Origin of the sequence: Streptomyces sp. NPDC048337 (assembly GCF_043201175.1) — a bacterium.
Classification (GTDB): Bacteria; Actinomycetota; Actinomycetes; order Streptomycetales; family Streptomycetaceae; genus Streptomyces.
The window spans coordinates 36,296-58,039 of the sequence record NZ_JBICYR010000022.1; the positions used below are offsets into that span (position 1 = coordinate 36,296).

Below are 21,744 nucleotides of genomic sequence, written 5' to 3' on the forward strand. Positions count from 1 at the left end.
GCATGATGCTGCGTTACGCCCTTCAGACCGTCAGAGACCGCAAAGCCGGTTTCCTCGGCGCCTTCGTCGCGCTCCTGTGCGCGGCCGCCCTCATCACCGCGTGCGGCACGCTCCTGGAAACGGGCCTCCGCGGAAAGATCGGCACCGAGCGCTATGCGGCCACGCCGGTCCTCGTCTCCGCCGACCAGAACGTCCACGAGACCACGGTCAAGGAGAAGAAGGGCAAGACCAAGGAGAAGCACAAGGCCAAGCCCGTCGCCGAGCGGGCCTGGCTCCCCGCCGCCACCCTGGACACGGTGCGGTCCGTGCCGGGCGTCGAGCGGGCCGTGCCCGAACTCACCTTCCAGGCCGTCCCCCTGGTCAAGGCACCGGCGGGCGACGCGAAGCCCTCGTACGGGCACGCCTGGACCTCCGCCGTCCTCACCCCCTTCACCCTCGCCGAGGGCCGAGCCCCCCAGGGCGGCGACGAAGTCGTCGTCGACCACGCGCTGGCCGCCCGCGCGGGGCTGAAGCCCGGCTCCGAGCTCACCGTGCAGTCCACCGGCGCGCCGAAGACGTACCGGGTGAGCGGCGTCGCGAAGACCGCCCCCGGCGACCTCGCACAGCAGAGCGCGCTCTTCTTCGGCGACGCCGAGGCCCAGCGGCTCGCCGCCCGCGACGGGCAGGTCAGCGCCATCGGCGTACTGCCCGCCCCCGGCGTGGACCCCGGCCAGCTGGCCGGGCAGCTCGCACAGGCCCTGAAGGGCACGACCGCGCAGGTCAGCACCGGTGACGAGCGCGGGCCCGTGGAGTTCCTCGACGCCGCCGGGGCCCGGATCAAGCTGGTCTCCATGGGCGGCGCGATGGGCGGCACCTCGCTGCTCGTCGCGATCCTCGTGGTCGTCGGCACCTTCGCCCTCTCCGTCCAGCAGCGCCACCGCGAACTCGCCCTGCTGCGGGCCGTCGCCGCCACGCCCCGCCAACTGCGGAGCATGATCGGCCGGGAGGCGCTGCTCGTCGGCCTGGCCGGCGGAGTCGCCGGGGCGCTCGCCGGACTGCCGCTCGCCGCCTGGCTGTACGGCCGGTTCGTCGACAGCGGGGTCGTCCCCACCGCCCTGGAGCGCACCGCGGGCATCTTCCCGATGATCGCCGCCGTCGGCGCGAGCCTCCTCGGAGCCTGGGCCGCCGCGCGGATCACCGGGCGGCGGATCGCCCGGATCCGGCCTGCCGAGGCGCTCGCCGAAGCCGCGCTCGAAGGGCGCCGGCCCGCGTGGATCCGGAGCGTGCTCGGCGTACTGCTGCTGGCCGGCGGGGCGGTCCTGGTCGTGGTGCTCGCCGGTCTGCGCACCGAGCCGGCGTCCACCCCGGTCACCTTCCTGGCCGTGGTCGTCCTGGCCGGGGCCGTCTCGCTGCTCGGCCCGCTCCTCGTACGGGCCGCCACCGCGCTGCTCGCCGGTCCGCTGCGGCTGGCCGGGGCGGGCGGCCACCTCGCCACCGCGAACCTGCGCGGCAACGCCGTCCGGATGGCCTCCGCCGTCACCCCGCTCGCGCTGCTGGTCGGCATGACCTGCACCGTGCTCTTCATCACCCCCACGCTCGGGGACGCCGCCCGGGCGCAGGCCCGTGACGGGGTCCGGGCCGGATGGGTGCTGGCCGCGCAGGGGCCGGGCGTCACGGGGGAGGCCGCCGAGCGGATCCGCCGTACGCCCGGGGTCACGGCGGCCACCGAGATCGTGCACACGTCGGTACGGGTGGGCCTGACGAAGTACGGCGCGCAGGGCGTGACCCCGGCCGGGCTGACCCGGACCTGGGACCCCGAGGTCACCGGCGGCGGCCTGGACGGCTTCGGGGAGGGCAGCGCGGCGGTGAGCGAACTGGCCGCCGAGCAGCTTGGGCTGAAGCCGGGGAGCCCGCTGAAGCTGACGCTCGGGGACGGGACTCCGGTGACGCTGACCGTCTCCGCCGTGTACGCGCGGGGGCTGGGCTTCGGCGATCTGACGCTGCCGCACGGGCTGGTGGCCGCGCACGTGGACAACCCCCTGGCCGGCAGCGTGCTCGTGGCGACGGAACCGGGCACCGGGCGGGAGCGGTTGGCGGCGGCGGTCGCGGGCTTCCCGGGGGTGGCGGTGCTGTCCGCGCGGGACGCGGACGAGGTGCGGGCCGCGCGGGCCGATGCGGGAGCGGAGATCAACCTGCTGGCGATGGGGCTGGTGCTTGCCTTCACGGCGATCGCGGTGGTCAACACCCTGGCGATGTCGACGGCTGAGCGGGTGCGGGAGTTCGGGATGCTGAGGCTGGCGGGGGCCAAGCGTCGGCAGGTGCTGCGGATGCTGCGGGCCGAAGCGGTGGCGGTCGTGCTGATCGGGGTGGTGCTGGGGTCGGGGATCGCGCTGGCTGTGCTGACCGCTTTCAGCGTCGGGATGACGGGGGTGGCGGCTCCGGCGGTGCTGCCGGTCGCCTACGCCGGTGTGGTGGGCCTGGCCGGTCTGCTGGCCCTCCCGGCCACTGCCCTCCCGGGCCGGGCGGCACTCCGGGTTCGCCCGGTGGACGTGGCCTCGGCCAAGGGCTGAGCCGTCGAGGGCCTGTGCTGGGGTTGCCGCGGGGGGCCGGGGCCCGGGCCCCCGGCCGGGCCGCCTGGTGGGGGCTTCGTGGGGTCGGGGCGGGGGCCGGGGTGGGGTGTCGTCCGGGACGGGCTTCGATGTTCGGCGCCCCGTCCGGGTCTGTTGTGTTGGACGGGAGCCTGCGCCGAATTCATCTCGTTTTAGTCCCGGCCGACACCCCACCCCGTCCCCGACCCCGACCGGGCACATCCAGCTGGGTAGGGGACCCGTTCCGCGCAGCGGCACCCTTGACCTCCGAGCCGCACCCGCCCCCACCCCCGAGGGCAGCGGGCGCGGGGTGCTCCGGGGTCAGGCGGGGGTCACGGGGAGGCCGGCTGACTTCCAGGACTGGAAGCCGCCGGTCAGGTCCGTGGCGCGGTGGAGGCCCAGGGCGTGGAGCGAGGCCGCCGCGAGGCTGGAGGCGTAGCCCTCGTTGCAGATGACCACCACCTGGAGGTCGTGGCTCGTGGCCTCGGGGGCCCGGTGGGAGCCCTGGGGGTCAAGCCGCCATTCGAGTTCGTTGCGTTCCACGACCAGCGCACCCGGGATCAGACCGTCCCGCTCCCGTAGGGCCTGGTAGCGGATGTCCACCAGTAGGGCGCCGGCGAGGGAGGCGGTGTAGGCCTCCTGTGGGTCGATGCGGGTGTAGCCCGCGCGGACCCGTTCCAGGAGGTCGTCGATGCCGACCGGCGTCACGGCGGTCACTGCCAGTCCGCCGGGCGCTCGACGTGCTCGAGGTGGAGCACCGGGCCGCTGCGGCTGTAGCGGCGGATCAGCGGAAGCGGCGGGTAGTACGCGTGCACCGAGATCGCGTGCTCGGCCCGGGATTCGTTGAGGACCTCGTGCACGTGGTGCTCCTTGAAGGCCCGCCCGGTCCCCGGGCCCAGGCTGCGGGTGCGGTCCACCCCGTGGGCCAGTTCCAGCGACCGCCAGCCCTCGGAGGGCAGGCGTACGGCGAGGGAGTGCTCGGTGAGCCGGCCCCGGGCGGTGGCGAACGCGCCCCGCGAATCGGCGTGGTCGTGCCAGCCGGTGCCGGTGCCCGGCGGCCACCCGATCACCCAGGCCTCGCTGCCGGCGGGCCCGTCCAGCCGGATCCAGGTGCGGCCCTCGGGGTCGAGCGGGAGGGAGTCGATGATCGAGGCGTTGGCGGCCGTGTCGAGGGCGAAGGCGAGCAGTTCCGCCGCCGAGGGGCCCCCGCCCAGTGGTGTGGGGGCAGGGGCGTGCGTGGGTGCAGACATGGAAGGAGACCGTTCCTGGGTTCGCGGAGGTGCGCGCGGGCCGATGACGGCATGGGGCGCGCAGGGGGAAGGGCGAATCAGCAGGAAGGGCGACACACGCAGCCCGCGTAGCGGAGCAGGTCCATATGGACCCTCCGCCACAGGCGTACGTCGTTGCCGGTCATGCCCGCGAGTGAACCACGACCCCGCGGGGACGGTCAATCGATCACGTGGTCGGTGTCGGAGTCGTGCGCGGCGCCGTGGTCGGTGCCGGCAACCCCGGCAAGCGGGACCCGGGCGCGCCCGCCCGGACTGCGTCGGCGGCCTCGTACAGCTCCGCGGGCCGCACGCCCGCGAAGGTCGCCGCCAGGTGCCCGTCCGGCCGGACCAGGAGCACGGTGTGTGCCGGAGCCCCCGGGTAGCCGTCCGCGACCAGCAGATCGGTGCGGACCGGCAGGGCGCTCACCGCCGCCGCCAGACGGGGCATCAGGCCGGCGCCGAGCCAGTGGCGCCGGTCCCAGACCCCGGTGCCCGGCGCGACCAGGACCACCAGCAGCCGGCCCTGCCCCAGCAGGTCGCGCAGCGGCACCGTGGCGCCGTCGGGCGCGGTCACCGGCACGTTCGCCACCGGTCCGCCCGGTTCCGTGGCCGTCGGGACCTCGCGTACGGCCACGGGCGGCGCGTACGTCGGCTCCCCGCCCAGCGGCCCCCGCCCCAGGTGCCCGTCGGTGAGGAGGGTCTCCCCCGTACGGGCGGCGCCCGACAGGAGGGTGCGCAGGCCGCCCCCGCCGCGCAGCACGGGCAACGCCTGGTCGGCCGCGCGCAGCCGGGCCGCGACCGCCGTGCGCCGCTCGTCCTCGTAGCTGTCGAGCAGGGCCTCGGAGGCCCCCTGGTGCCAGGCCAGTGCGAGCTTCCACGCCAGGTTCTCGGCGTCCCGCAGCCCCTCCTCGACCCCCTGGGTGCCGAGGGCCCCCAGCAGGTGCGCGGCGTCGCCGGCGAGGAAGGCGCGGCCGTCGCGCCAGCGCCGGGCCAGCCGGTGGTGCAGGGTCTGGACCCCGGTGTCGATGAGGTCGTACGGGGGAGTCGTGCCCCCGCACCACCCGGCGAGGGTGTCCCGGATGAGGGCCACCAGCGCGTCGGGGGTCACGAGCTCGCCGCGGGCCGGGAGCAGCCAGTCCAGCCGCCACACCCCGTCGGGCAGCGGCCGCGAGGTGACCTCCTGCGGCGGGCTGCGGTCCAGCAGGGCCTCGCCGGGCCAGGGCAGTTCGGTGCGCAGCGCGGCCACGGCGTGCCGCTCGACGGCGGTGCGGCCGGGGAAGCGGATGCCGAGGAGCTTGCGGACGGTGGAGCGGGCGCCGTCGCAGCCGACGAGGTAACTCCCGCGCCACCACGTGGTCTCGGCGCCCCGGGTGTGCGCGGTGACCCCGCGGCCGTCCTGCTCCAGGGCGTCCAGCTTGCTGTCGGTGACCAGTTGGACGAGGGGGTGCGCGGTGGCGGCGTCGCGCAGCCCGCGCGTCAGGGCGTGCTGCGGCAGGTGCAGAGGGGCCGGGTGGTCCTCGAAGGTGATCCGCTGCGCGGGCCGTCCGCGCCGCATGGTCCGCCAGGCGGCGAAGTACGCCCCCTCGTCGCGCAGGGTCGTACAGCCCAGCCGGTGCGCCATGGCGGCGGTGTCGGCGTGCAGGACGACCGTACGGGCCGGCCGGGGCTCGTCCTTGCCGGGCCCCTCGTCGAGCAGGACGGAGGGCACACCCTGGCCGGCCAGGGCGAGGGACAGGGACAGCCCGACGGGCCCGGAGCCGACGACGATCACCGGGTCCATGATGTGGCTCCCGGTGTCCGGTATGTGATCACAGAACGTATGCAACCCACTGGAGGTGCCTGCGTCAAGTGACACAGGTCGGGACAACGCCGAGTGGTGCGACGGGTGACTCCCGCCGCACCACACGTGTCACGCCAGTGTACTGACCGGGCGTCAGGGCGCCTCGCCCACACCGGCCGCGCCGCCCGCGTCGACCTCGGCCACGTCGCCGGCGACGACCGCGCCGGTGCTCTTCTTCGACTTCCGCAGCCGGCCTTCCAGCCAGGAGGCGAAGGTGGTGAGGGTGAAGTTGACCACGATGTACAGCAGGGCGATCACGACGAGTGTCGGGATGGTGTTGCTGAAGTTCGCCGAGATCTGCCGGTTCATCGACAGCAGCTCGCCCAGGCCCAGCACCGCACCGCCGATCGCGGTGTCCTTGAGGATCACCACGAGCTGGCTGACCAGCGCCGGCAGCATGGCCGTCACGGCCTGCGGGACCAGGACGTTCGCCATGATCTGACCCTTGCGCATGCCGATCGCCTTGGCCGCGTCGGTCTGGCCCCGCGGCAGCGACTGGATGCCAGCGACGACGATCTCGGCGATGACCGCGGAGTTGTACAGGACCAGACCGGTGATCACCGCGTACAGCGGCCGCAGCTCGGAGCTGACGGTGCCGAAGCGCACGTACAGCGCGGAGCCGAACAGCATCAGCATCAGCACCGGGATGGCGCGGAAGAACTCGACCCAGGTGCCGACGGGGATCCGTACCCACCGGTGGTCGGAGAGCCGCCCGATACCGAGGATCGCGCCCAGCGGCAGCGCGATGACCATGGCGATGAGGCCGGCCTTCAGCGTCTCGCCGATGCCCGGCAGCAGGTACGTCGTCCAGACCTGGCTGTCGGTGACGAACGGGCTCCACTTGTCGGCCTCGAGCTGGCCCTTGTCGGCCATGGCGCCGAGCACCCACCACAGGACCAGCCCGACCACCACGACGAAGATCGCCGTGTAGATCCAGTTGCGCGCCCTGGCCTTGGGGCCCGGGGTGTCGTACAGCACGGAGCTCATCGCTTCACCGCCACTCGCTTGGCCACCCAGCCCAGCAGCAGGCCGGTGGGCAGGGTCAGCAGGACGAAGCCGAGGGCGAAGACCCCGAACACCGCGAAGAGCGCGTCCGCCTCGTTCTCGATCATTTCCTTCATCAGCAGGGCCGCTTCGGCCACGCCGATGGCCGCCGCCACCGTGGTGTTCTTGGTGAGGGCGATCAGTACGTTCGTGAGCGGCGCGATGACCGCCCGGAAGGCCTGGGGGAGCACGATCAGCGTGAGCACCTGGAAGAAGCTCAGACCCAGTGCGCGGGCGGCTTCGGCCTGGCCCACGGGCACCGTGTTGATGCCCGAGCGGATCGCCTCACAGACGAAGGTGCCGGTGTACGCCACGAAGCCGAGGACGGCGAGCCGGAAACCGATCTCCTTGAAGGTGCCGCCGCCGAGCGTGACGCCGAGGGTCTGGTTCAGGCCCAGCGAGCAGCCGATGATCAGGACGGTCAACGGCGTGTTGCGCACGATGTCGACGTACGCGGATCCGAATGCCCGCATCAGCGGGACCGGGCTGACCCGCATCCCGGCCAGGACGGTGCCCCAGACCAGCGATCCGGCCGCCGAATAGAGGGTGAGTTGAACCGTCACCCAGAAGGCTCCGAGCACGTCGTACTGCCCGGAAGTAAGAAAGTCGAACACGTTGTCCTGCGCTCTCCCCAGGATGGCCGGTGAGGGCGCCGCCGCCCGTGGCAGGCGGGCGGCGACACCTCTCACCGATGAATCAGCTGCCTTCGGTGATCTGCGGGGCCGGCTCGTTCTTGTAGTCGGCCGGGCCGAAGTTCTTCTTCACGGCCGCCTCCCAGGCGCCGTCCGCGACCATCTTCTTGAGGGCGGCGTTGACCTTGGTCTGGAGCTCGGTGTCGCCCTTCTTCAGGCCGATGCCGTAGGGCTCGTTGCTCAGCTTCAGGCCGACCAGCTTGAACTTGCCCTTGTTCTTGTCCTGCGAGGCGTAACCGGCCAGGATCGAGTCGTCCGTGGTCAGCGCGTCGACGGACTTGTTCTCCAGGCCGGTGAGGCACTCGGAGTAGCCGCCCTGCTGCAGCAGGTCTGCCTTGGGGGCCAGCTTGTCCTTGACGTTCTGCGCCGAGGTGGAGCCGGTGACCGAGCACAGCTTCTTGCTGTTGAGGTCCTCTGCCTTGGTGATCGAGGTGTCGTCGGCACGGACCAGCAGGTCCTGGTGGGCCAGGAAGTACGGGCCGGCGAAGTCGACCTTGGCCTTGCGCTTGTCGTTGATCGTGTAGCTCGCGACGACCAGCTTGACGTCACCGTTGGAGATCAGGTTCTCGCGCTCGGCGCTGACGGCCTGCTTGAACTCGATTTGGTCGGGCTGGTAGCCGAGCTCCTTGGCCACGTACGTCGCGACGTCGACGTCAAAGCCCGTGAACTTGCCGTCGGGGTTCTTGAGGCCCAGACCCGGCTGGTCGAACTTGATACCGATGACGATCTTGTCCTTCTTGGCGCCACCGGTCGCGCCGCCGTCACTGCCCGCCTTGTCACTGCTGCCGCCACAGGCGGTCGCGGTCAGGGCGAGAACTGCGGCCACGGCTGCGGCCGCACCGGCCTTGAAAAGCTTCATGGTGAACTTCCCTCGGATGAGACGTTGTTGTACGACGAGCGACTGGTGTGCTCTGAGCCGCCAGAGGATCACTACCAGACAAGACCGTCAGTGGTGCAGGATCTTCGACAGGAAGTCCTTGGCGCGGTCGCTGCGCGGGTTGCTGAAGAACTGTTCCGGCGCGGCCTCTTCGACGATCTTTCCGTCCGCCATGAAGACAACCCGGTTGGCCGCGGAGCGGGCGAAGCCCATCTCGTGCGTGACGACCACCATCGTCATGCCCTCCCGGGCGAGCTGCTGCATGACCTCCAGCACCTCGTTGATCATCTCCGGGTCGAGCGCCGAGGTCGGCTCGTCGAACAGCATCACCTTCGGCTCCATGGCCAGCGCGCGGGCGATCGCCACGCGCTGCTGCTGGCCGCCCGAGAGCTGCGCCGGGTACTTGTCGGCCTGCGAGCCGACGCCCACCCGGTCCAGCAGCGACTTCGCCTTCTCCAGCGCGGTCGCCTGGTCCGTCCCGCGGACCTTGAGCTGGCCCAGCATGACGTTCTGGAGCACCGTCTTGTGCGCGAAGAGGTTGAACGACTGGAAGACCATGCCGACGTCGGCGCGCAGCCGGGCCAGCTCCCTGCCCTCCGACGGCAGTTCCTTGCCGTCGAGGGTGATGGTGCCCGAGTCGATCGTCTCCAGGCGGTTGATGGTCCGGCACAGCGTGGACTTGCCCGATCCCGAAGGACCGATCACCACGACGACCTCACCGCGGGCAATGCTCAGATCGATGTCCTGAAGCACGTGCAGCGCGCCGAAGTGCTTGTTGACGTTGCTCAGTACGACCAGGTCGTCCGCGGCACCGGCCGCGTCCTGCACGTCCTTGGTCACTGATACTCCGCTCATCGGCTTCTTGCTCCGTCCTCCTCGGTTGGGAGGACAGTAGTGACGAAGCGCGCACACCGTCATCACATCTGAGGGAGAATTGAGCATAACGATCCGGCCTCACCCCGATACGCTCCGTGCGCGGCACCGGCCCGGTGGGCCGTGTGGTCGTACCGGGTGGATAACGGAAGGCGCGCCGGACCGGAACCCCCTTGACGTGGGAGTCCGCATCGGCGTGGATGCATGGTGGCCCTGCGATGTACGGAATCCGAAGACGGAGTCCGAAATGCGAGAAGAAGAGGAGAGGGGGACGACATGAGACTGCTGCTCGTCGAGGACGACGACCACGTCGCCGCCGCCCTGTCCGCGATCCTCGCCCGGCACGGCTTCCAGGTCACCCACGCCCGCAACGGCGAGGAGGCCCTCCAGGCGCTGCTGCCAGCCGGCGCCCCGCCCTATGGGGTGGTCCTGCTCGACCTCGGCCTGCCCGACCAGGACGGCTACGAGGTGTGCGGCAAGATCCGCAAGCGCACCGCCACGCCCGTCATCATGGTGACGGCGCGGGCCGACGTGCGCTCCCGGATCCACGGCCTGAACATGGGCGCCGACGACTACGTCGTTAAGCCCTACGACACCGGCGAACTCCTCGCCCGCATCCACGCCGTCGCCCGGCGCACCGGTGGCTCCGAGGAAGCCGCCGCCAACGGGACCGGCGCCCCCGCCCTGGTCCGGCTCGGGCCCGTCAGCATCGAGCTGCCCACCCGCCGGGTCAGCGTGGACGGCACCGACGTACCGCTCACCCGCAAGGAGTTCGACCTGCTGGCCCTGCTCGCGCAGCGGCCCGGGGTCGTCTTCCGCCGCGAGCAGATCATCAGCGAGGTGTGGCGCACCAGCTGGGAGGGGACCGGGCGGACCCTGGAGGTCCACGTCGCCTCGCTGCGCTCCAAGCTGCGCATGCCCGCCCTCATCGAGACCGTCCGCGGGGTGGGCTACCGGCTCGTCACCCCGGCCGCCCCCTAGCGGGGCCCTGCCGTGCGTGCCCGGCTGCTCCCCCTGCTCGTCGTCCTGATGGCGGGCGTGCTGCTCGCCCTCGGCTTCCCGCTCGCCGTGAGCCTGGCCGCCGGGCAGCAGCAGCGGGTGGTCGTCGACCGCATCGACGACAGCGCCCGCTTCGCCGCCCTCGCCCAGTTCGTCGTCGACGCCGAGGGCTCCGGATCCACCGGGGCCGACGAGCGCCGCGAGACCCTCCAGCTCGAACTGGCCCGCTACCAGGAGCTGTACGGCATCCGCGTCGGCATCTTCCTGCGCGACGACAACGCCATGGCCCGCGCCCCCGGCTGGTGGCAGCTCCCCGAATCCGGCGAGGGCCGCCGCGCCTTCGAGGAGGCGCTGGCCGGACGGCGCAGCCACGACCCCGCCCAGGTGTGGCCCTGGCAGACCCACGGCAAGCTCCTCGTCGCCTCCCCGGTCGTCCTCGACGGGGACGTGGTCGCCGTCGTCGCGACCGAATCGCCCACCGACCAGATGCGCGGCCGGATCCTGCGGGGCTGGCTGATCATCGCGGCCGGGCTCGCCGCGGCCATGCTGCTCGCCTTCGGCGCCGCCCTGCGGCTCACCAGCTGGGTCCTCAAGCCCGTGCAGACCCTGGACGCGGCCGCGCACGGCATCGCCACCGGGCGGATGAACTCGCGCGTCGCGGCCGCCGGCGGGCCGCCGGAACTCCAACGCCTGGCCCGCTCGTTCAACGAGATGGCCGACAACGTCGAAGAGGTACTGGAGCAGCAGCGGGCGTTCGTCGCGGACGCCTCCCACCAGCTGCGCAACCCGCTCGCCGCGCTGCTCCTGCGGATCGAGCTGCTCGCCCTCGAACTGCCCGAGGGGAACGAGGAGATCGCCTCCGTGCGCGCCGAGGGCAAGCGCCTGACCCAGGTCCTGGACGACCTGCTGGACCTGGCGCTGGCCGAGCACGCCTCGGCCGAGATCAGCCTCACCGACATCGGGGCGCTGACCGGCGAGCGGATCGCCGCCTGGCGGCCGTACGCCGAGGAGAAGGGCGTACGGCTCACCGGGACGGGCCGGACCGCCGTCACCGGCTGGGCCGATCCCGTCGCCCTGTCCAGCGCGCTCGACGCCGTCATCGACAACGCCCTCAAGTTCACCCCCACGGGTGAGGAGGTCGAGGTGTCGGTCTCGGCCGCCGGCAGCACCGTGCGGGTGGTCGTCGCCGACCGCGGCCCCGGCCTCACCGAGGAGGAGCTGCTCCGCATCGGCGACCGGTTCTGGCGCAGCGGCCGGCACCAGAACATCAAGGGCTCCGGGCTCGGCCTGTCGATCTCCCGCGCCCTGCTCGCCTCGGGCGGCGGGTCCCTCGCCTACGAGACGAACCCGCCGCACGGGCTGCGGGTGACGGTGACCGTCCCGCGCACCGACCCGCACACCGCCTAGACACCCCCTAGGACCAGGCGAGGGTGGTGCGCGCCGCGGCGGAGAGCGCGTACAGCTCGTCCACGGCCCGGACCTCGAAGACGGCCGCCCGCTCCCGGCCCGCCCGTTCGACGGCGGTCACGTAGAGGGCCGTGCCGCAGGTGCCGCCGAGGAAGCGGCGGGTGCCGTCCGGCAGGACGCGGGACACCTCGTAGTGGCGCACCCGCCCGGCTGCCCGGCGCCACGACAGGCGGAGCGAGGCCTTGCCGTCGTGTCGGGCCGAGGCGTCCACGGTCAGGGTGCTCGGAGCACCCGGCCGCCGCCCGTGGGTGTCGTCGCGTACCGATACGGCGCCGAGCCGCCAGGCCACGGCTCTCTTCCCGAGTCCGGTGATCCGTACGGCCAGTGCGTACGCCGTCCTCCCGGCCAGCGCCGACAGCCCGACCCGCGTCGTGCGCCACGCCTGCCCCGAGCCCGGCGTCTCCGCCTTCAGCCAGGTGTACGGGATCGGGCCGCCCGGGGTGGCCGGCTCACCGGTCGCCACCCCCACCTCCACCGTGACCGGGCCCGACTCGGTCGCGTGCACCAGCTCCAGGACCGTCGACCGGGTCAGCGGCAGCCGCGTGCAGTGCAGCCCGACCGCGGCCGGGGCGGTCAGCCGCCCGGCGACGAGCAGGCTGGAGCCGCCGCGCCAGGCGCGCGCGAAGTCCAGGGTCACGGAGGGCCGTTCCCCGGCGGTGTCCACGACCCAGCGGCGCCCGGGCAGCCTGTCCTGGAGCCCCAGGTGGTTCCACGGGGTCTCGGAGGTGACCTCGCCGGCCTCGTACCAGCGCTCCCCGTGCCCGGTGTTGAAGGCGCAGGCGAACGGCAGAGCGGTGACGGTGGAGCGGTCGGCGACGGCCGCGGCGGGGGCCCGCCAGGTGGCCCCGGGCGCCGGGCGGGACGGATCGAGGGACTCGCCGGTCCAGAACCGGTCGTCGGCGCGGTGGAAGGCGCCGGGGGAGCGGTCGGTGAGGTGGTTCCGGGTCCACTCGGGTCGGTAGAAGCCGTAGCTGACGACGTGGTCGCGGCCGCGCGGGATGATCGCGTCCCAGCGGACCGCGGAATTCCAGCCGTTCGACTCCGTGTCCACCGCAGCCCACAGCTCGTGGCGGGAGCGGCCGAGCCGCTCCGCGAGCGCGCCCGAGTCCGCCAGCGTCCGCGCGGTCCAGCGGAAGTCCACGAACACGGTGTCCGCGACCGGGCCGCGGCGGTCCTCGAAGAACTCCTGGTTCAGCTCGTTGAGCGCACCCTGCCAGCCGACGCGGCCGGTGGAGTCCATGGCGTCGTACCAGGTGATCCGCAGGCCGTGCGGCTCGCCGGCCGCCCGCAGGGTGCGCAGGAACTCCCGCATCCGGGTGGCGAGTTCGCTGTCCCCGCCGTCGGTCTCGGCGTTGACGAACCAGCCGTCGAAGCCGTACGTCCGCGCCACCAGGGCGAGTTTCTCGGCGATGGGGAAGCGGCCGAGGGAGTCCCGCTGGACCAGGTCGCGGGTCCACTGGAGGTCGCCGCCGTAGGGCACGGGCGGCAGGAAGACGTTGCCGAGCACGCGCACCCCGTTGCGGTGGGCGGCGTCGACCACGGGCGCGTTCGGGGCGAGCACGATCCCCTCGCCGGAGGAGCCGCCCCAGAAGACCAGTTCGTCGATGTACGCCCAGTGCGTGAGCGCGTAGTGGTCGGCGGTGGGGGAGCCCTGCGCGGGGTTGCGGGAGGTGGGTCCGAAGGAGACGAGGGAGGCGATCCGGGCCTGCCCGGCACGGGCTTCGGGATGCGCGGGCACCGGGGTGAAGCGCGGTGCGAGGGGCACGGTGGCGGTGTTGTGGGCGAGGTCCGGGTCGCTCTCGGGGGTCCACTGCCTGAGCGAGCGCCACACGATGCCCGGGCCGGGGGCGCCCTTCGGCAGGGAGTCCGGGAACCAGTACGAGGCGTACGGGGCCAGGTCGGGCGGGGTGGTGCCACCCTCGGCGGCCGCCGAGGCCGGGCTCGCCGCGCCCAGCAGGGCGGCGGCGCCCGCCCCCGCCCCGGCGGCGAGCAGGCCGCGCCGGGTCGGGCGTAAGTGTGAGGAGGGGGACCTACGAGGGTGGTCGACGCCGTTGTCGGTCTCGGACATGGGGCTCCTCTGCGGGGGATGGTCAGGTGGGGTCGGGAACGCGCAGCACCTCGGTGATGCCGCGCGCGGCCAGGTGCGCGGGGTCCTCGGCGAGCTCGGCCAGCACCACCGCCGGCCGGACCCCCCGCGCGGTGAGCGCCGCCCAGGCCTCGAAGAAGGCGCCGCCGGGGGCGCACACCGAGCGCCTCGGAGCTTCCTCGGCCCCGCCGACGTCCACCACCAGCGCGGTGGTCCGTACGGGCGGCCGGTGCGTGCGGCCCCGCCACTCCTCGGTGACGCGCGCGAGGGCGGCTCCGGCCGGCTTGACCCGGCGGTCGTTGGTGAGCAGCCCGAGGCCGTACTCCAGCTGCGGGAAGTCCGCGAGCTCCCGCGACACGTCGTGCGAGCACCACCAGGTCACGCCCCACAGGTCCGCGCAGTCCAGGGCGTTCGCCACGGTGGCCTCGGTGAACCGCGCCGCCTGCTCCGGCCGGATGAGCGGCGCGGGCGCTCCGACCTCCTGGAGCCAGACCGGGCGGTGCGGGTCGCGGGCCCAGGCCTTGGAGAGCTCGATCAGGTACGCGGCGTGGTGCTCGGTCGCCGTCCCCGTCGGGCCGTGGCGCTGCGCGGTGCCGTTGAACACCCAGGAGTGCACGGCGGTGGCCGCGCCCAGCCGGGCCGCCTGGGCCACGGTGAAGGGGTGGCCGTCCTGGTACCAGGCGGCGTCGTACTCGGCGTGCAGGTGGAACCGGCCCGGCGCGCCCTTCTCGCAGGCGGCGAGCATCCGCTCCAGCCAGCGGCCCGCCTGCTCCCGGGTGATGCGGTCGGGGTCGGGGTGCGGGGCGTCGGAGAACTGGTTGATCTCGTTCCCGACCGTCATGCCCAGGAAGTTCGGCCGGTCCGCGAGGGCGGCGGCCAGCGTGCGCAGGTACTCCTCCTGCCCGGCGACCACGTCCGGGTCGTCGAAGAGGCCCCGCCGGTGCCAGGTCCGGGTCCAGGCGGGCAGGAAGTCGAAGCTCGACAGGTGCCCCTGCAGTCCGTCCACGGTGACGTCGAGCCCGCGCTCGGCGGCCGCGTCGGCGAGCGCGACGAGCTGCTCGACCGCGCGCGGCCGGATCAGCGTCCGGTTGGGCTGGAACAGCGGCCACAGCGGGAAGACGCGGACGTGGTCCAGGCCGAGCGCGGCGAGGGAGTCGAGGTCGGCCCTGACCTCGTCGAGGTCGAAGTCCAGCCAGTGGTGGAACCAGCCGCGGGTCGGCGTGTAGTTGGCGCCGAAGCGGAGGGTTCGGGGCGGGCGGGGAGCCTGGTGCATGAAGGGTCCCGGAGTTCAGGGGAATTCGCCGGACGCCCATAAGCTGCCGCTCTCCACAGGGGAAGTCAACAGGGCCTCGATTTCCGAACGTCCCGGTCCCGCGGGGGCTGTACTTAAGCGCTTCAGTCCTGTTGACGTACGGGTTGTGTGTGCTGGAGCTGATCGGGCTAATGCGGTTTAGTTCGAGCTGTCACGCAAGGAAGTGCGCGGAAATGGACAGCGGTATTTCGGTCATAGTCGTGACCATGCCCGGACCCCTTCACCGGCCCACCGGAATCCCCGGGCCCAGGCGGAGTTCGGGATCCGGCCACCGGTCGGGGCAGGATCGCGTACGGTCCGGCCATTGCCGTTCATGTCACGCCGGACGCGCGGCACCGCGTCACCGCAGACCCGAAGGATGAATGAGGCAGGCCATGGCCCGCAGACCCACCATCAAGGACATCGCCCGCCAGGCCGGGGTCTCCGAGAGCGCCGTGTCCTTCGCGCTCAACGACCGGCCCGGCGTCTCCCGGGACACCCGCGCCCGGATCCGCCGCGTCGCCGAGGAACTCGGCTGGCAGCCCAACAGCGCCGCCCGCGCCCTGTCGGGGGAGCGCTCCGGAGCCGTCGGCCTCGTCCTCGCCCGGCCCGCGCACACGCTCGGCGTCGAATCCTTCTTCCTCCAGCTCGTCTCGGGCATACAGGAGGTCCTCTCCGCCGCCCGGACCGCCCTGCTGTTCCAGGTCGTCGAAGGCATCGACGCGGAATGCGCCGTCTACCGCCGCTGGTGGGCCGAGCGGCGGGTCGACGGAGTGATCGTCGTCGACCCGCGCACGCGCGACCCGCGCCCCGAGCTCCTCGGACGCCTGGCCCTGCCGGCGGTCACCGTCGGCGAGGCAGGGTCCTGCGCGAGCCCCTCCGTCCAACCCGCCGCGACCCTCTCCTCCGTCCGGGCCGACGACGCCGGGGCGATGGCGCAGGTCCTGGACCACCTCCACGGGCTCGGGCACCGCCGGATCGTGCACATCGCGGGTCTGCCCGGCCTCGCCCACACGGCCCGCCGGATGGAATCCCTGCGGACCGAGGCCGCCCGGCGCGGGCTCGGCCGGGACCAGGTGCGCTCGGTGGTCACCGACTACTCCGACGCCGCGGGCGCGGCGGCCACCCGACGGGTCCTCGCCGAGCCGCTGCCGCCCACCGCCCTGGTCTACGACAACGACGTGATGGCCGTCGCGGGCAGCGCGGTCGCGGCCGAACTGGGCATCCCCGTGCCCGGCCGGCTCTCGATCGTCGCCTGGGACGACTCCGCGCTCTGCCGGGTCACCCACCCCCGGCTCACCGCCCTCGTCCGGGACACCGCCGGCTTCGGGCGACTCGCCGCCGAGGAACTCCTCGCGCTCCTCGCGGGCGGCCCGTCCGGGGTCCGGGAGAGCGAGCGGCCGCGGCTGGAGCCCCGCGAGAGTACGGCGCCCCCAGCGGCGCATACTGAATCCTGACCCCTTCCTGGAGCCGCCACCGTGACCACCCCCACCGCCCCCTTCCCCGCCCCGCGCGCCGGCGCCTCGGCCGCAGGCCTGACGGTGGCGATCGACATCGGCGGGACGAAGATCGCCGGGGCGCTGGTGCACCCCGACGGCACGATGACGGCCACGACGCGGCGCCCGACCCCGGCCGGGGCGGACGCTGACGCCGAGACCGTCATGGCCGCGGTCGCCGAGGTCGTCGCCGACCTGTCCGGCTCACCGCTGTGGCCCTCGGCGGTCCGCTGCGGGATCGGCAGCGCCGGCCCGGTCGACGCCTCCCGGGGCACGGTCAGCCCGGTCAACATCGGGGCGTGGCGGGAGTTCCCGGTCCAGGCCCGGATCGCGGCCGAGCTCGCGGCGCGCGGGGCGGACGTGCCGACCGTACTGGCGGGCGACGGCGTGGCGATGACCGCGGCCGAACACTGGCTGGGCGCGGCCCGGGGCCACGCCAACGCGCTGTGCATGGTCGTCTCCACGGGCGTGGGCGGCGGCCTCATCCTGAACAACCAACTCCACCCCGGCCCCACCGGCAACGCCGGTCACATCGGCCACATCAGCGTGGCCTTCGACGGCGAGCCGTGCGTCTGCGGGGGCCACGGCTGCGTGGAGTCCATCGCCTCCGGAACGGCGATCGCCCGCTGGGCCCTGGCCCAGGGCTGGACCCCGGCACCATCGGCCACCCCCGGCAAGGGCCCCGACGCCACCGCGGCGGGCGTGGCGGCGGCCGCCGCGGCCGGCGACCCCATCGCCCTGGCCGCCTTCGACCGCGCGGGCCGGGCCCTGGCCGCGGCCATCGCGGCCACCGCCACCCTCGTGGAGACCGACATCGCGGTCATCGGCGGGGGCGTCGCCGCCTCCGGAGACACCCTCTTCGCCCCGATCCGCGAGCACCTCGCCGCCTACGCCACCCTCTCCTTCGTGCGGGAGCTCCAGGTGGTCCCGGCGACCCTGGGCACGCACGCGGGCCTGATCGGCGCGGCCGCGGCGGCCACCATGCTGCTGCCGCGGGCCGCTACGGCTTGACCGAGCGGTAGTAGCTCCGCGCGCCCTCGTGCAGGTCGAGGGGATCGGTGTAGATCGCCGTCCGCAGGTCCACCAGCTGTGCCGCGTGCACCTCGTGCCCGATGCGGTCGCGGCTGAGGATCACGGTCCGGGTGAACTGCTCGGTCAGCTCGGGGTCCATCTTCTCGGTGGTCACCAGCAGGTTCGGTACCGCCAGGGTCGTCACCGAGCTGGTGTTGCGGGCCCGGGCGTACGCGTCCTGCGGCATCACCGCCGCCCGGTAGTAGCGCGCCGGGCTTCCCGTGCCCTGCAGCTGCTCCACCAGGTCGCCGAGCTGCACGAGCCGGATCTCGAACCGCTCCGACAGCTCGCGCACCGCGTTCGTGGGCAGGCCCCCGGACCAGAAGAACGCGTCGATCCGGCCCGCCTCCAGCTCCTGCGGCATCGTGTCGATGCCGATGGACACCGGGGTGACGTCCCGTGCCGGGTCCAGCCGTGCCGCCGTCAGCAGCCGCTCCGAGATCAGCCGCACCCCGGATCCCGGCTGGCCGACCGCGACCCGCTTGCCGCGCAGGTCCCGCGCCGACTGCACCGGCGACCCGGCGGGCACCACCAGCTGCACGTAGTCGTCGTAGAGCCGCGCGCACCCGCGCAGCGACGTCGAGCCGGGCCTGCCGTCCTGCCGGTACTTGGCCACCGCGTCCGCCGTCGCCACCGTGAAGTCGGCCTCCCCGGTGGCCACCCGCTGGAGGTTCTGCTGCGAGCCCTCGCTGGTCTCCAGCCGCACCTTCACCCCGGGCATGTCCCGCCGCAGCTCCTGCTCCAGCAGCTGCCCGTAGCGGTGGTACACCCCGGTCCGCACACCCGTGCTGAAGGTCAGCCCGCCCGTGAGCTCCGGCTCCCCGAAGGGCTTGAGCCACCACACGAGGGCGCCGAGTACGGCGAGTACGGCCACCAGGGCCCGCAGGGCATGGCGCCTGCTGATCCGGGGCGGTACGAGAGGCATGGCGCGATCCTGCCACCCGCCCGCCCTCCTGTCACGGGCCGCCCGGCCGGAGGCCCTCCGGGCACCGCCTACCCTTGTTCCATGACCAGCAGCAGCGACCGGAGCCCGGCAGTGGACGTCAAGGGAACATACGAGGTGCGCACCTACGGGTGCCAGATGAACGTGCACGACTCCGAGCGACTCTCCGGTCTGCTGGAGGACGCGGGCTACGTCCGGGCCCCCGAGGGGTCCGACGGCGACGCCGACGTCGTGGTCTTCAACACGTGCGCCGTCCGCGAGAACGCCGACAACAAGCTGTACGGCAACCTCGGCCGCCTCGCCCCCATGAAGACGAAGCGCCCCGGCATGCAGATCGCCGTCGGCGGCTGCCTCGCCCAGAAGGACCGCGACACGATCGTCAAGAAGGCCCCGTGGGTCGACGTCGTCTTCGGTACGCACAACATCGGCAAGCTCCCCGTGCTGCTGGAGCGCGCCCGCATCCAGGAAGAGGCGCAGATCGAGATCGCCGAGTCGCTGGAGGCCTTCCCCTCCACGCTCCCGACCCGCCGCGAGTCCGCCTACGCCGCCTGGGTCTCGATCTCCGTCGGCTGCAACAACACCTGCACCTTCTGCATCGTCCCGGCGCTGCGCGGCAAGGAGGAGGACCGCCGTCCCGGCGACATCCTCGCCGAGGTGGAGGCCCTGGTCGCCGAGGGCGTCTCGGAGATCACCCTGCTCGGCCAGAACGTCAACGCGTACGGCTCCGACCTGGGCGACCGCGAGGCCTTCAGCAAGCTGCTGCGCGCCTGCGGGCAGATCGAGGGCCTGGAGCGGGTCCGCTTCACCTCCCCGCACCCGCGCGACTTCACGGACGACGTGATCGCGGCGATGGCGGAGACCCCGAACGTGATGCCGCAGCTGCACATGCCGCTGCAGTCCGGCTCGGACCCGATCCTCAAGGCGATGCGCCGCTCGTACCGGCAGGACCGATTCCTCGGCATCATCGAGAAGGTCCGCGCCGCGATCCCGCACGCCGCGATCTCCACCGACATCATCGTGGGCTTCCCCGGTGAGACGGAGGAGGACTTCCAGCAGACCATGCACGTGGTGCGCGAGGCCCGCTTCGCGAACGCCTTCACCTTCCAGTACTCCAAGCGGCCCGGCACCCCCGCCGCCGACATGGAGGGGCAGATCGCCAAGGAGGTCGTGCAGGACCGCTACATGCGCCTGGTCGCCCTCCAGGAGGAGATCTCCTGGGAGGAGAACAAGAAGCAGGTCGGCCGCACCCTGGAGGTCATGGTCGCGGAGGGCGAGGGCCGCAAGGACGGCGCCACGCACCGGCTGTCCGGCCGCGCCCCCGACAACCGGCTCGTGCACTTCACGAAGCCGGAGGAGGAGGTCCGCCCGGGCGACGTGGTCACCGTCGACATCACCTACGCGGCCCCGCACCACCTGCTGGCCGAGGGCCCGACCCTGACCGTGCGCCGGACCCGCGCCGGCGACGCCTGGGAGAAGCGCAACGCCGCCCCGGCCCAGCCCGCGGGCGTCATGCTCGGCATCCCCACCCTCGGCGTCCCGGCCCCCCTCCCGGCGGCCACCTCTGGCTGCGCGGCCCCGCAGGGGTGAATCCAGCCCCGCCGGCGATTGAGGCGCGGGGTCTGGGGCGGAGCCCCAGGGCGTGAAGCCGCACCGGTTCACCGGGCGGAGCCGAATCCAGCCCCGCCGGCGTTTGAGGCGCGGGTGCGGGCAGCGCCCGCGCGGCTCCGCGCAGCGGTACCCCACCCGCCCGAGCCGCGCTGGCGTTAGGCTGCGGATCATGCTCGTAGCCGCCGCCGTCTGCCCCGCCCCACCGCTCCTCGTGCCGGAGGTCGCCGCGGGCGCCGCCGCCGAGCTGGGCGATGCCCGTACCGCCTGCTCGGACGCGATCGCCGTGCTCGCCGCCGCCCGGCCCGACCTGCTGGTCGTCGTCGGGGCGGCGCCCCGGGGCGGCGGGTACGACCAGGGCACCCCCGGGTCCTTCGCCGGCTTCGGCGTGGACCTGACCGTGGCGCTCGGCCCCCGCCCCGAGGAGCCCGCCCCCGACACCGCCGAGGGCCCGCTGCCGACCTCGCTGGCCGTCGGTGCCTGGCTGCTGGAGAGGGCCCGCTGGGGCGCCTCGCCGCTGGCCGGGGTCGCCGTCGCCGACCACCTCGAACCGGCCGCCTGCGCGCTTCTCGGGACCGACCTCGCCGGCTCCGCCGGGCGGGTGGCGATGCTGGTCCTGGGTGACGGCAGCGCCTGCCGGACCCTGAAGGCCCCCGGCTACCTCGACGAGCGGGCCGCCGCCTTCGACGCGGCCGCCGGCCGGGCGCTGGGCGCCGCCGACACCGCGGCCCTCGCCGCCCTCGACCCCGTGCTCGCCACCGAACTCCAGGCCGCGGGCCGAGCGCCCTGGCAGGTACTGGCCGCCGCGGCCGAGGGCGCGGGCCTCGACGGGCGGCTGCTGTACGAGGACGCGCCGTACGGCGTCGGGTACATCGTCGCCGCCTGGTCGTAGGCCCGAGCTCCCCCGGACGCGTCGAAGGGGCGCGGAACCGGCCATGTGCCGGTTCCGCGCCCCTTCCGGGACCGCGTCAGGAAGCGGCCGGCGGCGTCGGCCCGCCGGGGGTGTCCTTGTGCGCGATCTTGCCCAGGGCGTCCTTCGCCTTGCCCTCGACGCTGGTGATCCGGTCGCTGTACTTGCCCTTGGTCTTGGTGTCCACGACCTTGGCGAACTTGTCCAGACCCTCGCCGATCCTGCCCTCGTGCTGCTGGGCGAGGTCGCCGACCTTCTCCTTCGCCGGAGCGAGCTTGGCCTTCAGATTGTCCAGCAGGCCCATGGGTCACCTTCCAATGGCGGGTAGCTACGTACGGGCGCCCTCGCCGGCTTCGCTGTCCGCGGCCACCTCGGCCGACTGCTGCTTCGGGATCTCCACGGCTTCCACCGCCGGAGTCTCCGCGACAGCAGGCGCGGCCTCGGCCTCTTCGGCCGTCTCGGACTCCGCCGTCAGGGCCTCCGCCGCGACCTCCTCGGTCGCAACCTCGTCCTTACGACGAAAAAACCGATCAAAAACGCCCATGTCTACTCCCATAACGTTACTCGTGTGAGTGAAGTTCCGCCTTGGCCGGACCGGCCTCCACCGGATACGGGCCGGGCGTACGCCGGGCACACTCCGGGCCGGAACCTCGCCAGGGCAACGACCCCGCCCCCACCCCGTCACGTAACTCGATCGGGTACATGCCCGTGCCTT

General features: G+C 73.2%; 20 protein-coding genes. 7 read left to right on the forward strand and 13 right to left on the reverse strand.

The features are described from left to right. Positions 1–2: 2 nt before the first annotated feature. Positions 3–2,549 carry an FtsX-like permease family protein gene (locus tag ACGFYU_RS29380; protein WP_393830324.1) on the forward strand — a complete coding sequence of 849 codons (2,547 nt, stop codon included), beginning with the start codon at positions 3–5 and terminating at the stop codon, positions 2,547–2,549. Positions 2,550–2,888: 339 nt separating this feature from the next. Here ACGFYU_RS29380 and ACGFYU_RS29385 read toward each other — a convergent pair whose 3' ends face one another. From ACGFYU_RS29385 to ACGFYU_RS29420, 8 genes are all read right to left on the reverse strand, one after another. Then, positions 2,889–3,284: a rhodanese-like domain-containing protein gene (locus ACGFYU_RS29385; RefSeq protein ID WP_393830325.1), complete on the reverse strand. Its 396-nt coding sequence runs from the start codon at positions 3,282–3,284 to the stop codon at positions 2,889–2,891. Continuing rightward, a complete protein-coding gene (locus ACGFYU_RS29390) occupies positions 3,281–3,817 on the reverse strand; it encodes a cysteine dioxygenase (RefSeq protein ID WP_393830326.1) in 537 nt (178 codons plus the stop codon). The genes ACGFYU_RS29385 and ACGFYU_RS29390 overlap by 4 nt, the downstream gene beginning before the upstream one ends. A 77-nt stretch (positions 3,818–3,894) precedes the next feature. Beyond that, a complete protein-coding gene (locus tag ACGFYU_RS29395; protein WP_311318651.1) occupies positions 3,895–3,981 on the reverse strand; it encodes a putative leader peptide in 87 nt (28 codons plus the stop codon). Positions 3,982–4,022: 41 nt separating this feature from the next. Next, positions 4,023–5,615 (reverse strand): FAD-dependent monooxygenase, encoded by a 1,593-nt coding sequence (locus ACGFYU_RS29400; RefSeq protein WP_393830327.1) that lies wholly within the window; start codon positions 5,613–5,615, stop codon positions 4,023–4,025. Positions 5,616–5,768: 153 nt separating this feature from the next. Beyond that, a complete protein-coding gene (locus tag ACGFYU_RS29405; protein ID WP_393830328.1) occupies positions 5,769–6,662 on the reverse strand; it encodes an amino acid ABC transporter permease in 894 nt (297 codons plus the stop codon). Further along, positions 6,659–7,333, reverse strand: coding sequence for an amino acid ABC transporter permease (locus ACGFYU_RS29410; RefSeq protein ID WP_393830329.1), 675 nt, complete (start codon positions 7,331–7,333; stop codon positions 6,659–6,661). The genes ACGFYU_RS29405 and ACGFYU_RS29410 overlap by 4 nt, the downstream gene beginning before the upstream one ends. A gap of 82 nt (positions 7,334–7,415) precedes the next feature. After that, entirely contained in the window at positions 7,416–8,270 is an 855-nt protein-coding gene (locus ACGFYU_RS29415; protein ID WP_393830330.1) for a glutamate ABC transporter substrate-binding protein, read from the reverse strand. A gap of 87 nt (positions 8,271–8,357) precedes the next feature. Then, entirely contained in the window at positions 8,358–9,143 is a 786-nt protein-coding gene (locus ACGFYU_RS29420) for an amino acid ABC transporter ATP-binding protein (RefSeq protein WP_382649082.1), read from the reverse strand. A 294-nt stretch (positions 9,144–9,437) separates the two neighbouring features. Between ACGFYU_RS29420 and ACGFYU_RS29425 the strand changes: the two genes are divergently transcribed. Then, positions 9,438–10,142, forward strand: coding sequence for a response regulator transcription factor (locus ACGFYU_RS29425; protein ID WP_393830331.1), 705 nt, complete (start codon positions 9,438–9,440; stop codon positions 10,140–10,142). Between the two features lie 12 nt (positions 10,143–10,154). After that, positions 10,155–11,567 carry an ATP-binding protein gene (locus ACGFYU_RS29430; RefSeq protein ID WP_393830332.1) on the forward strand — a complete coding sequence of 471 codons (1,413 nt, stop codon included), beginning with the start codon at positions 10,155–10,157 and terminating at the stop codon, positions 11,565–11,567. A gap of 7 nt (positions 11,568–11,574) precedes the next feature. Here ACGFYU_RS29430 and ACGFYU_RS29435 read toward each other — a convergent pair whose 3' ends face one another. Then, positions 11,575–13,695: an endo-beta-N-acetylglucosaminidase gene (locus ACGFYU_RS29435; RefSeq protein WP_393830333.1), complete on the reverse strand. Its 2,121-nt coding sequence runs from the start codon at positions 13,693–13,695 to the stop codon at positions 11,575–11,577. A gap of 22 nt (positions 13,696–13,717) precedes the next feature. Next, positions 13,718–14,986: a glycosyl hydrolase gene (locus ACGFYU_RS29440; protein ID WP_393830334.1), complete on the reverse strand. Its 1,269-nt coding sequence runs from the start codon at positions 14,984–14,986 to the stop codon at positions 13,718–13,720. A gap of 413 nt (positions 14,987–15,399) precedes the next feature. Here ACGFYU_RS29440 and ACGFYU_RS29445 point away from each other — a divergent pair, with 413 nt between their 5' ends. Further along, the gene (locus ACGFYU_RS29445) at positions 15,400–16,461 is read left to right on the forward strand and encodes a LacI family DNA-binding transcriptional regulator (RefSeq protein WP_393830335.1); all 1,062 of its coding nucleotides are present in this window, start codon (positions 15,400–15,402) and stop codon (positions 16,459–16,461) included. A 21-nt stretch (positions 16,462–16,482) separates the two neighbouring features. Continuing rightward, complete coding sequence (locus ACGFYU_RS29450; RefSeq protein WP_393830336.1) at positions 16,483–17,511, forward strand: ROK family protein; 1,029 nt, start codon at positions 16,483–16,485, stop codon at positions 17,509–17,511. On the opposite strand, the gene ACGFYU_RS29455 is transcribed toward ACGFYU_RS29450, so the two are convergent. Next, the gene (locus ACGFYU_RS29455) at positions 17,501–18,496 is read right to left on the reverse strand and encodes a TAXI family TRAP transporter solute-binding subunit (RefSeq protein ID WP_393830337.1); all 996 of its coding nucleotides are present in this window, start codon (positions 18,494–18,496) and stop codon (positions 17,501–17,503) included. The two genes, ACGFYU_RS29450 and ACGFYU_RS29455, sit on opposite strands and share 11 nt — an antisense overlap. 81 nt (positions 18,497–18,577) lie before the next feature. Between ACGFYU_RS29455 and miaB the strand changes: the two genes are divergently transcribed. Continuing rightward, on the forward strand, positions 18,578–20,101 hold the full coding sequence (gene miaB / locus ACGFYU_RS29460) for a tRNA (N6-isopentenyl adenosine(37)-C2)-methylthiotransferase MiaB (RefSeq protein WP_393830338.1): 1,524 nt from the start codon (positions 18,578–18,580) through the stop codon (positions 20,099–20,101). Between the two features lie 190 nt (positions 20,102–20,291). After that, on the forward strand, positions 20,292–21,011 hold the full coding sequence (locus tag ACGFYU_RS29465) for a hypothetical protein (RefSeq protein ID WP_393830339.1): 720 nt from the start codon (positions 20,292–20,294) through the stop codon (positions 21,009–21,011). A gap of 76 nt (positions 21,012–21,087) precedes the next feature. Here ACGFYU_RS29465 and ACGFYU_RS29470 read toward each other — a convergent pair whose 3' ends face one another. Then, positions 21,088–21,333: an antitoxin gene (locus tag ACGFYU_RS29470; protein ID WP_393830340.1), complete on the reverse strand. Its 246-nt coding sequence runs from the start codon at positions 21,331–21,333 to the stop codon at positions 21,088–21,090. A gap of 24 nt (positions 21,334–21,357) precedes the next feature. After that, the gene (locus ACGFYU_RS29475; RefSeq protein WP_393830341.1) at positions 21,358–21,573 is read right to left on the reverse strand and encodes a hypothetical protein; all 216 of its coding nucleotides are present in this window, start codon (positions 21,571–21,573) and stop codon (positions 21,358–21,360) included. Positions 21,574–21,744 lie beyond the last annotated feature (171 nt).

Coding starts and splice junctions, on each gene's coding strand:
- ACGFYU_RS29390 (WP_393830326.1), bottom strand. CDS start 3,817: ATGTCTGCACCCACGCACGCCCCTGCCCCCACACCACTGGGCGGGGGC.
- ACGFYU_RS29440 (WP_393830334.1), bottom strand. CDS start 14,986: ATGCACCAGGCTCCCCGCCCGCCCCGAACCCTCCGCTTCGGCGCCAAC.
- ACGFYU_RS29455 (WP_393830337.1), bottom strand. CDS start 18,496: ATGCCTCTCGTACCGCCCCGGATCAGCAGGCGCCATGCCCTGCGGGCC.
- ACGFYU_RS29465 (WP_393830339.1), top strand. CDS start 20,292: ATGCTCGTAGCCGCCGCCGTCTGCCCCGCCCCACCGCTCCTCGTGCCG.
- ACGFYU_RS29445 (WP_393830335.1), top strand. CDS start 15,400: ATGGCCCGCAGACCCACCATCAAGGACATCGCCCGCCAGGCCGGGGTC.
- ACGFYU_RS29405 (WP_393830328.1), bottom strand. CDS start 6,662: ATGAGCTCCGTGCTGTACGACACCCCGGGCCCCAAGGCCAGGGCGCGC.
- ACGFYU_RS29470 (WP_393830340.1), bottom strand. CDS start 21,333: ATGGGCCTGCTGGACAATCTGAAGGCCAAGCTCGCTCCGGCGAAGGAG.
- ACGFYU_RS29435 (WP_393830333.1), bottom strand. CDS start 13,695: ATGTCCGAGACCGACAACGGCGTCGACCACCCTCGTAGGTCCCCCTCC.
- ACGFYU_RS29395 (WP_311318651.1), bottom strand. CDS start 3,981: ATGACCGGCAACGACGTACGCCTGTGGCGGAGGGTCCATATGGACCTG.
- ACGFYU_RS29380 (WP_393830324.1), top strand. CDS start 3: ATGATGCTGCGTTACGCCCTTCAGACCGTCAGAGACCGCAAAGCCGGT.
- ACGFYU_RS29425 (WP_393830331.1), top strand. CDS start 9,438: ATGAGACTGCTGCTCGTCGAGGACGACGACCACGTCGCCGCCGCCCTG.
- ACGFYU_RS29415 (WP_393830330.1), bottom strand. CDS start 8,270: ATGAAGCTTTTCAAGGCCGGTGCGGCCGCAGCCGTGGCCGCAGTTCTC.
- miaB (WP_393830338.1), top strand. CDS start 18,578: ATGACCAGCAGCAGCGACCGGAGCCCGGCAGTGGACGTCAAGGGAACA.
- ACGFYU_RS29475 (WP_393830341.1), bottom strand. CDS start 21,573: ATGGGCGTTTTTGATCGGTTTTTTCGTCGTAAGGACGAGGTTGCGACC.
- ACGFYU_RS29400 (WP_393830327.1), bottom strand. CDS start 5,615: ATGGACCCGGTGATCGTCGTCGGCTCCGGGCCCGTCGGGCTGTCCCTG.
- ACGFYU_RS29420 (WP_382649082.1), bottom strand. CDS start 9,143: ATGAGCGGAGTATCAGTGACCAAGGACGTGCAGGACGCGGCCGGTGCC.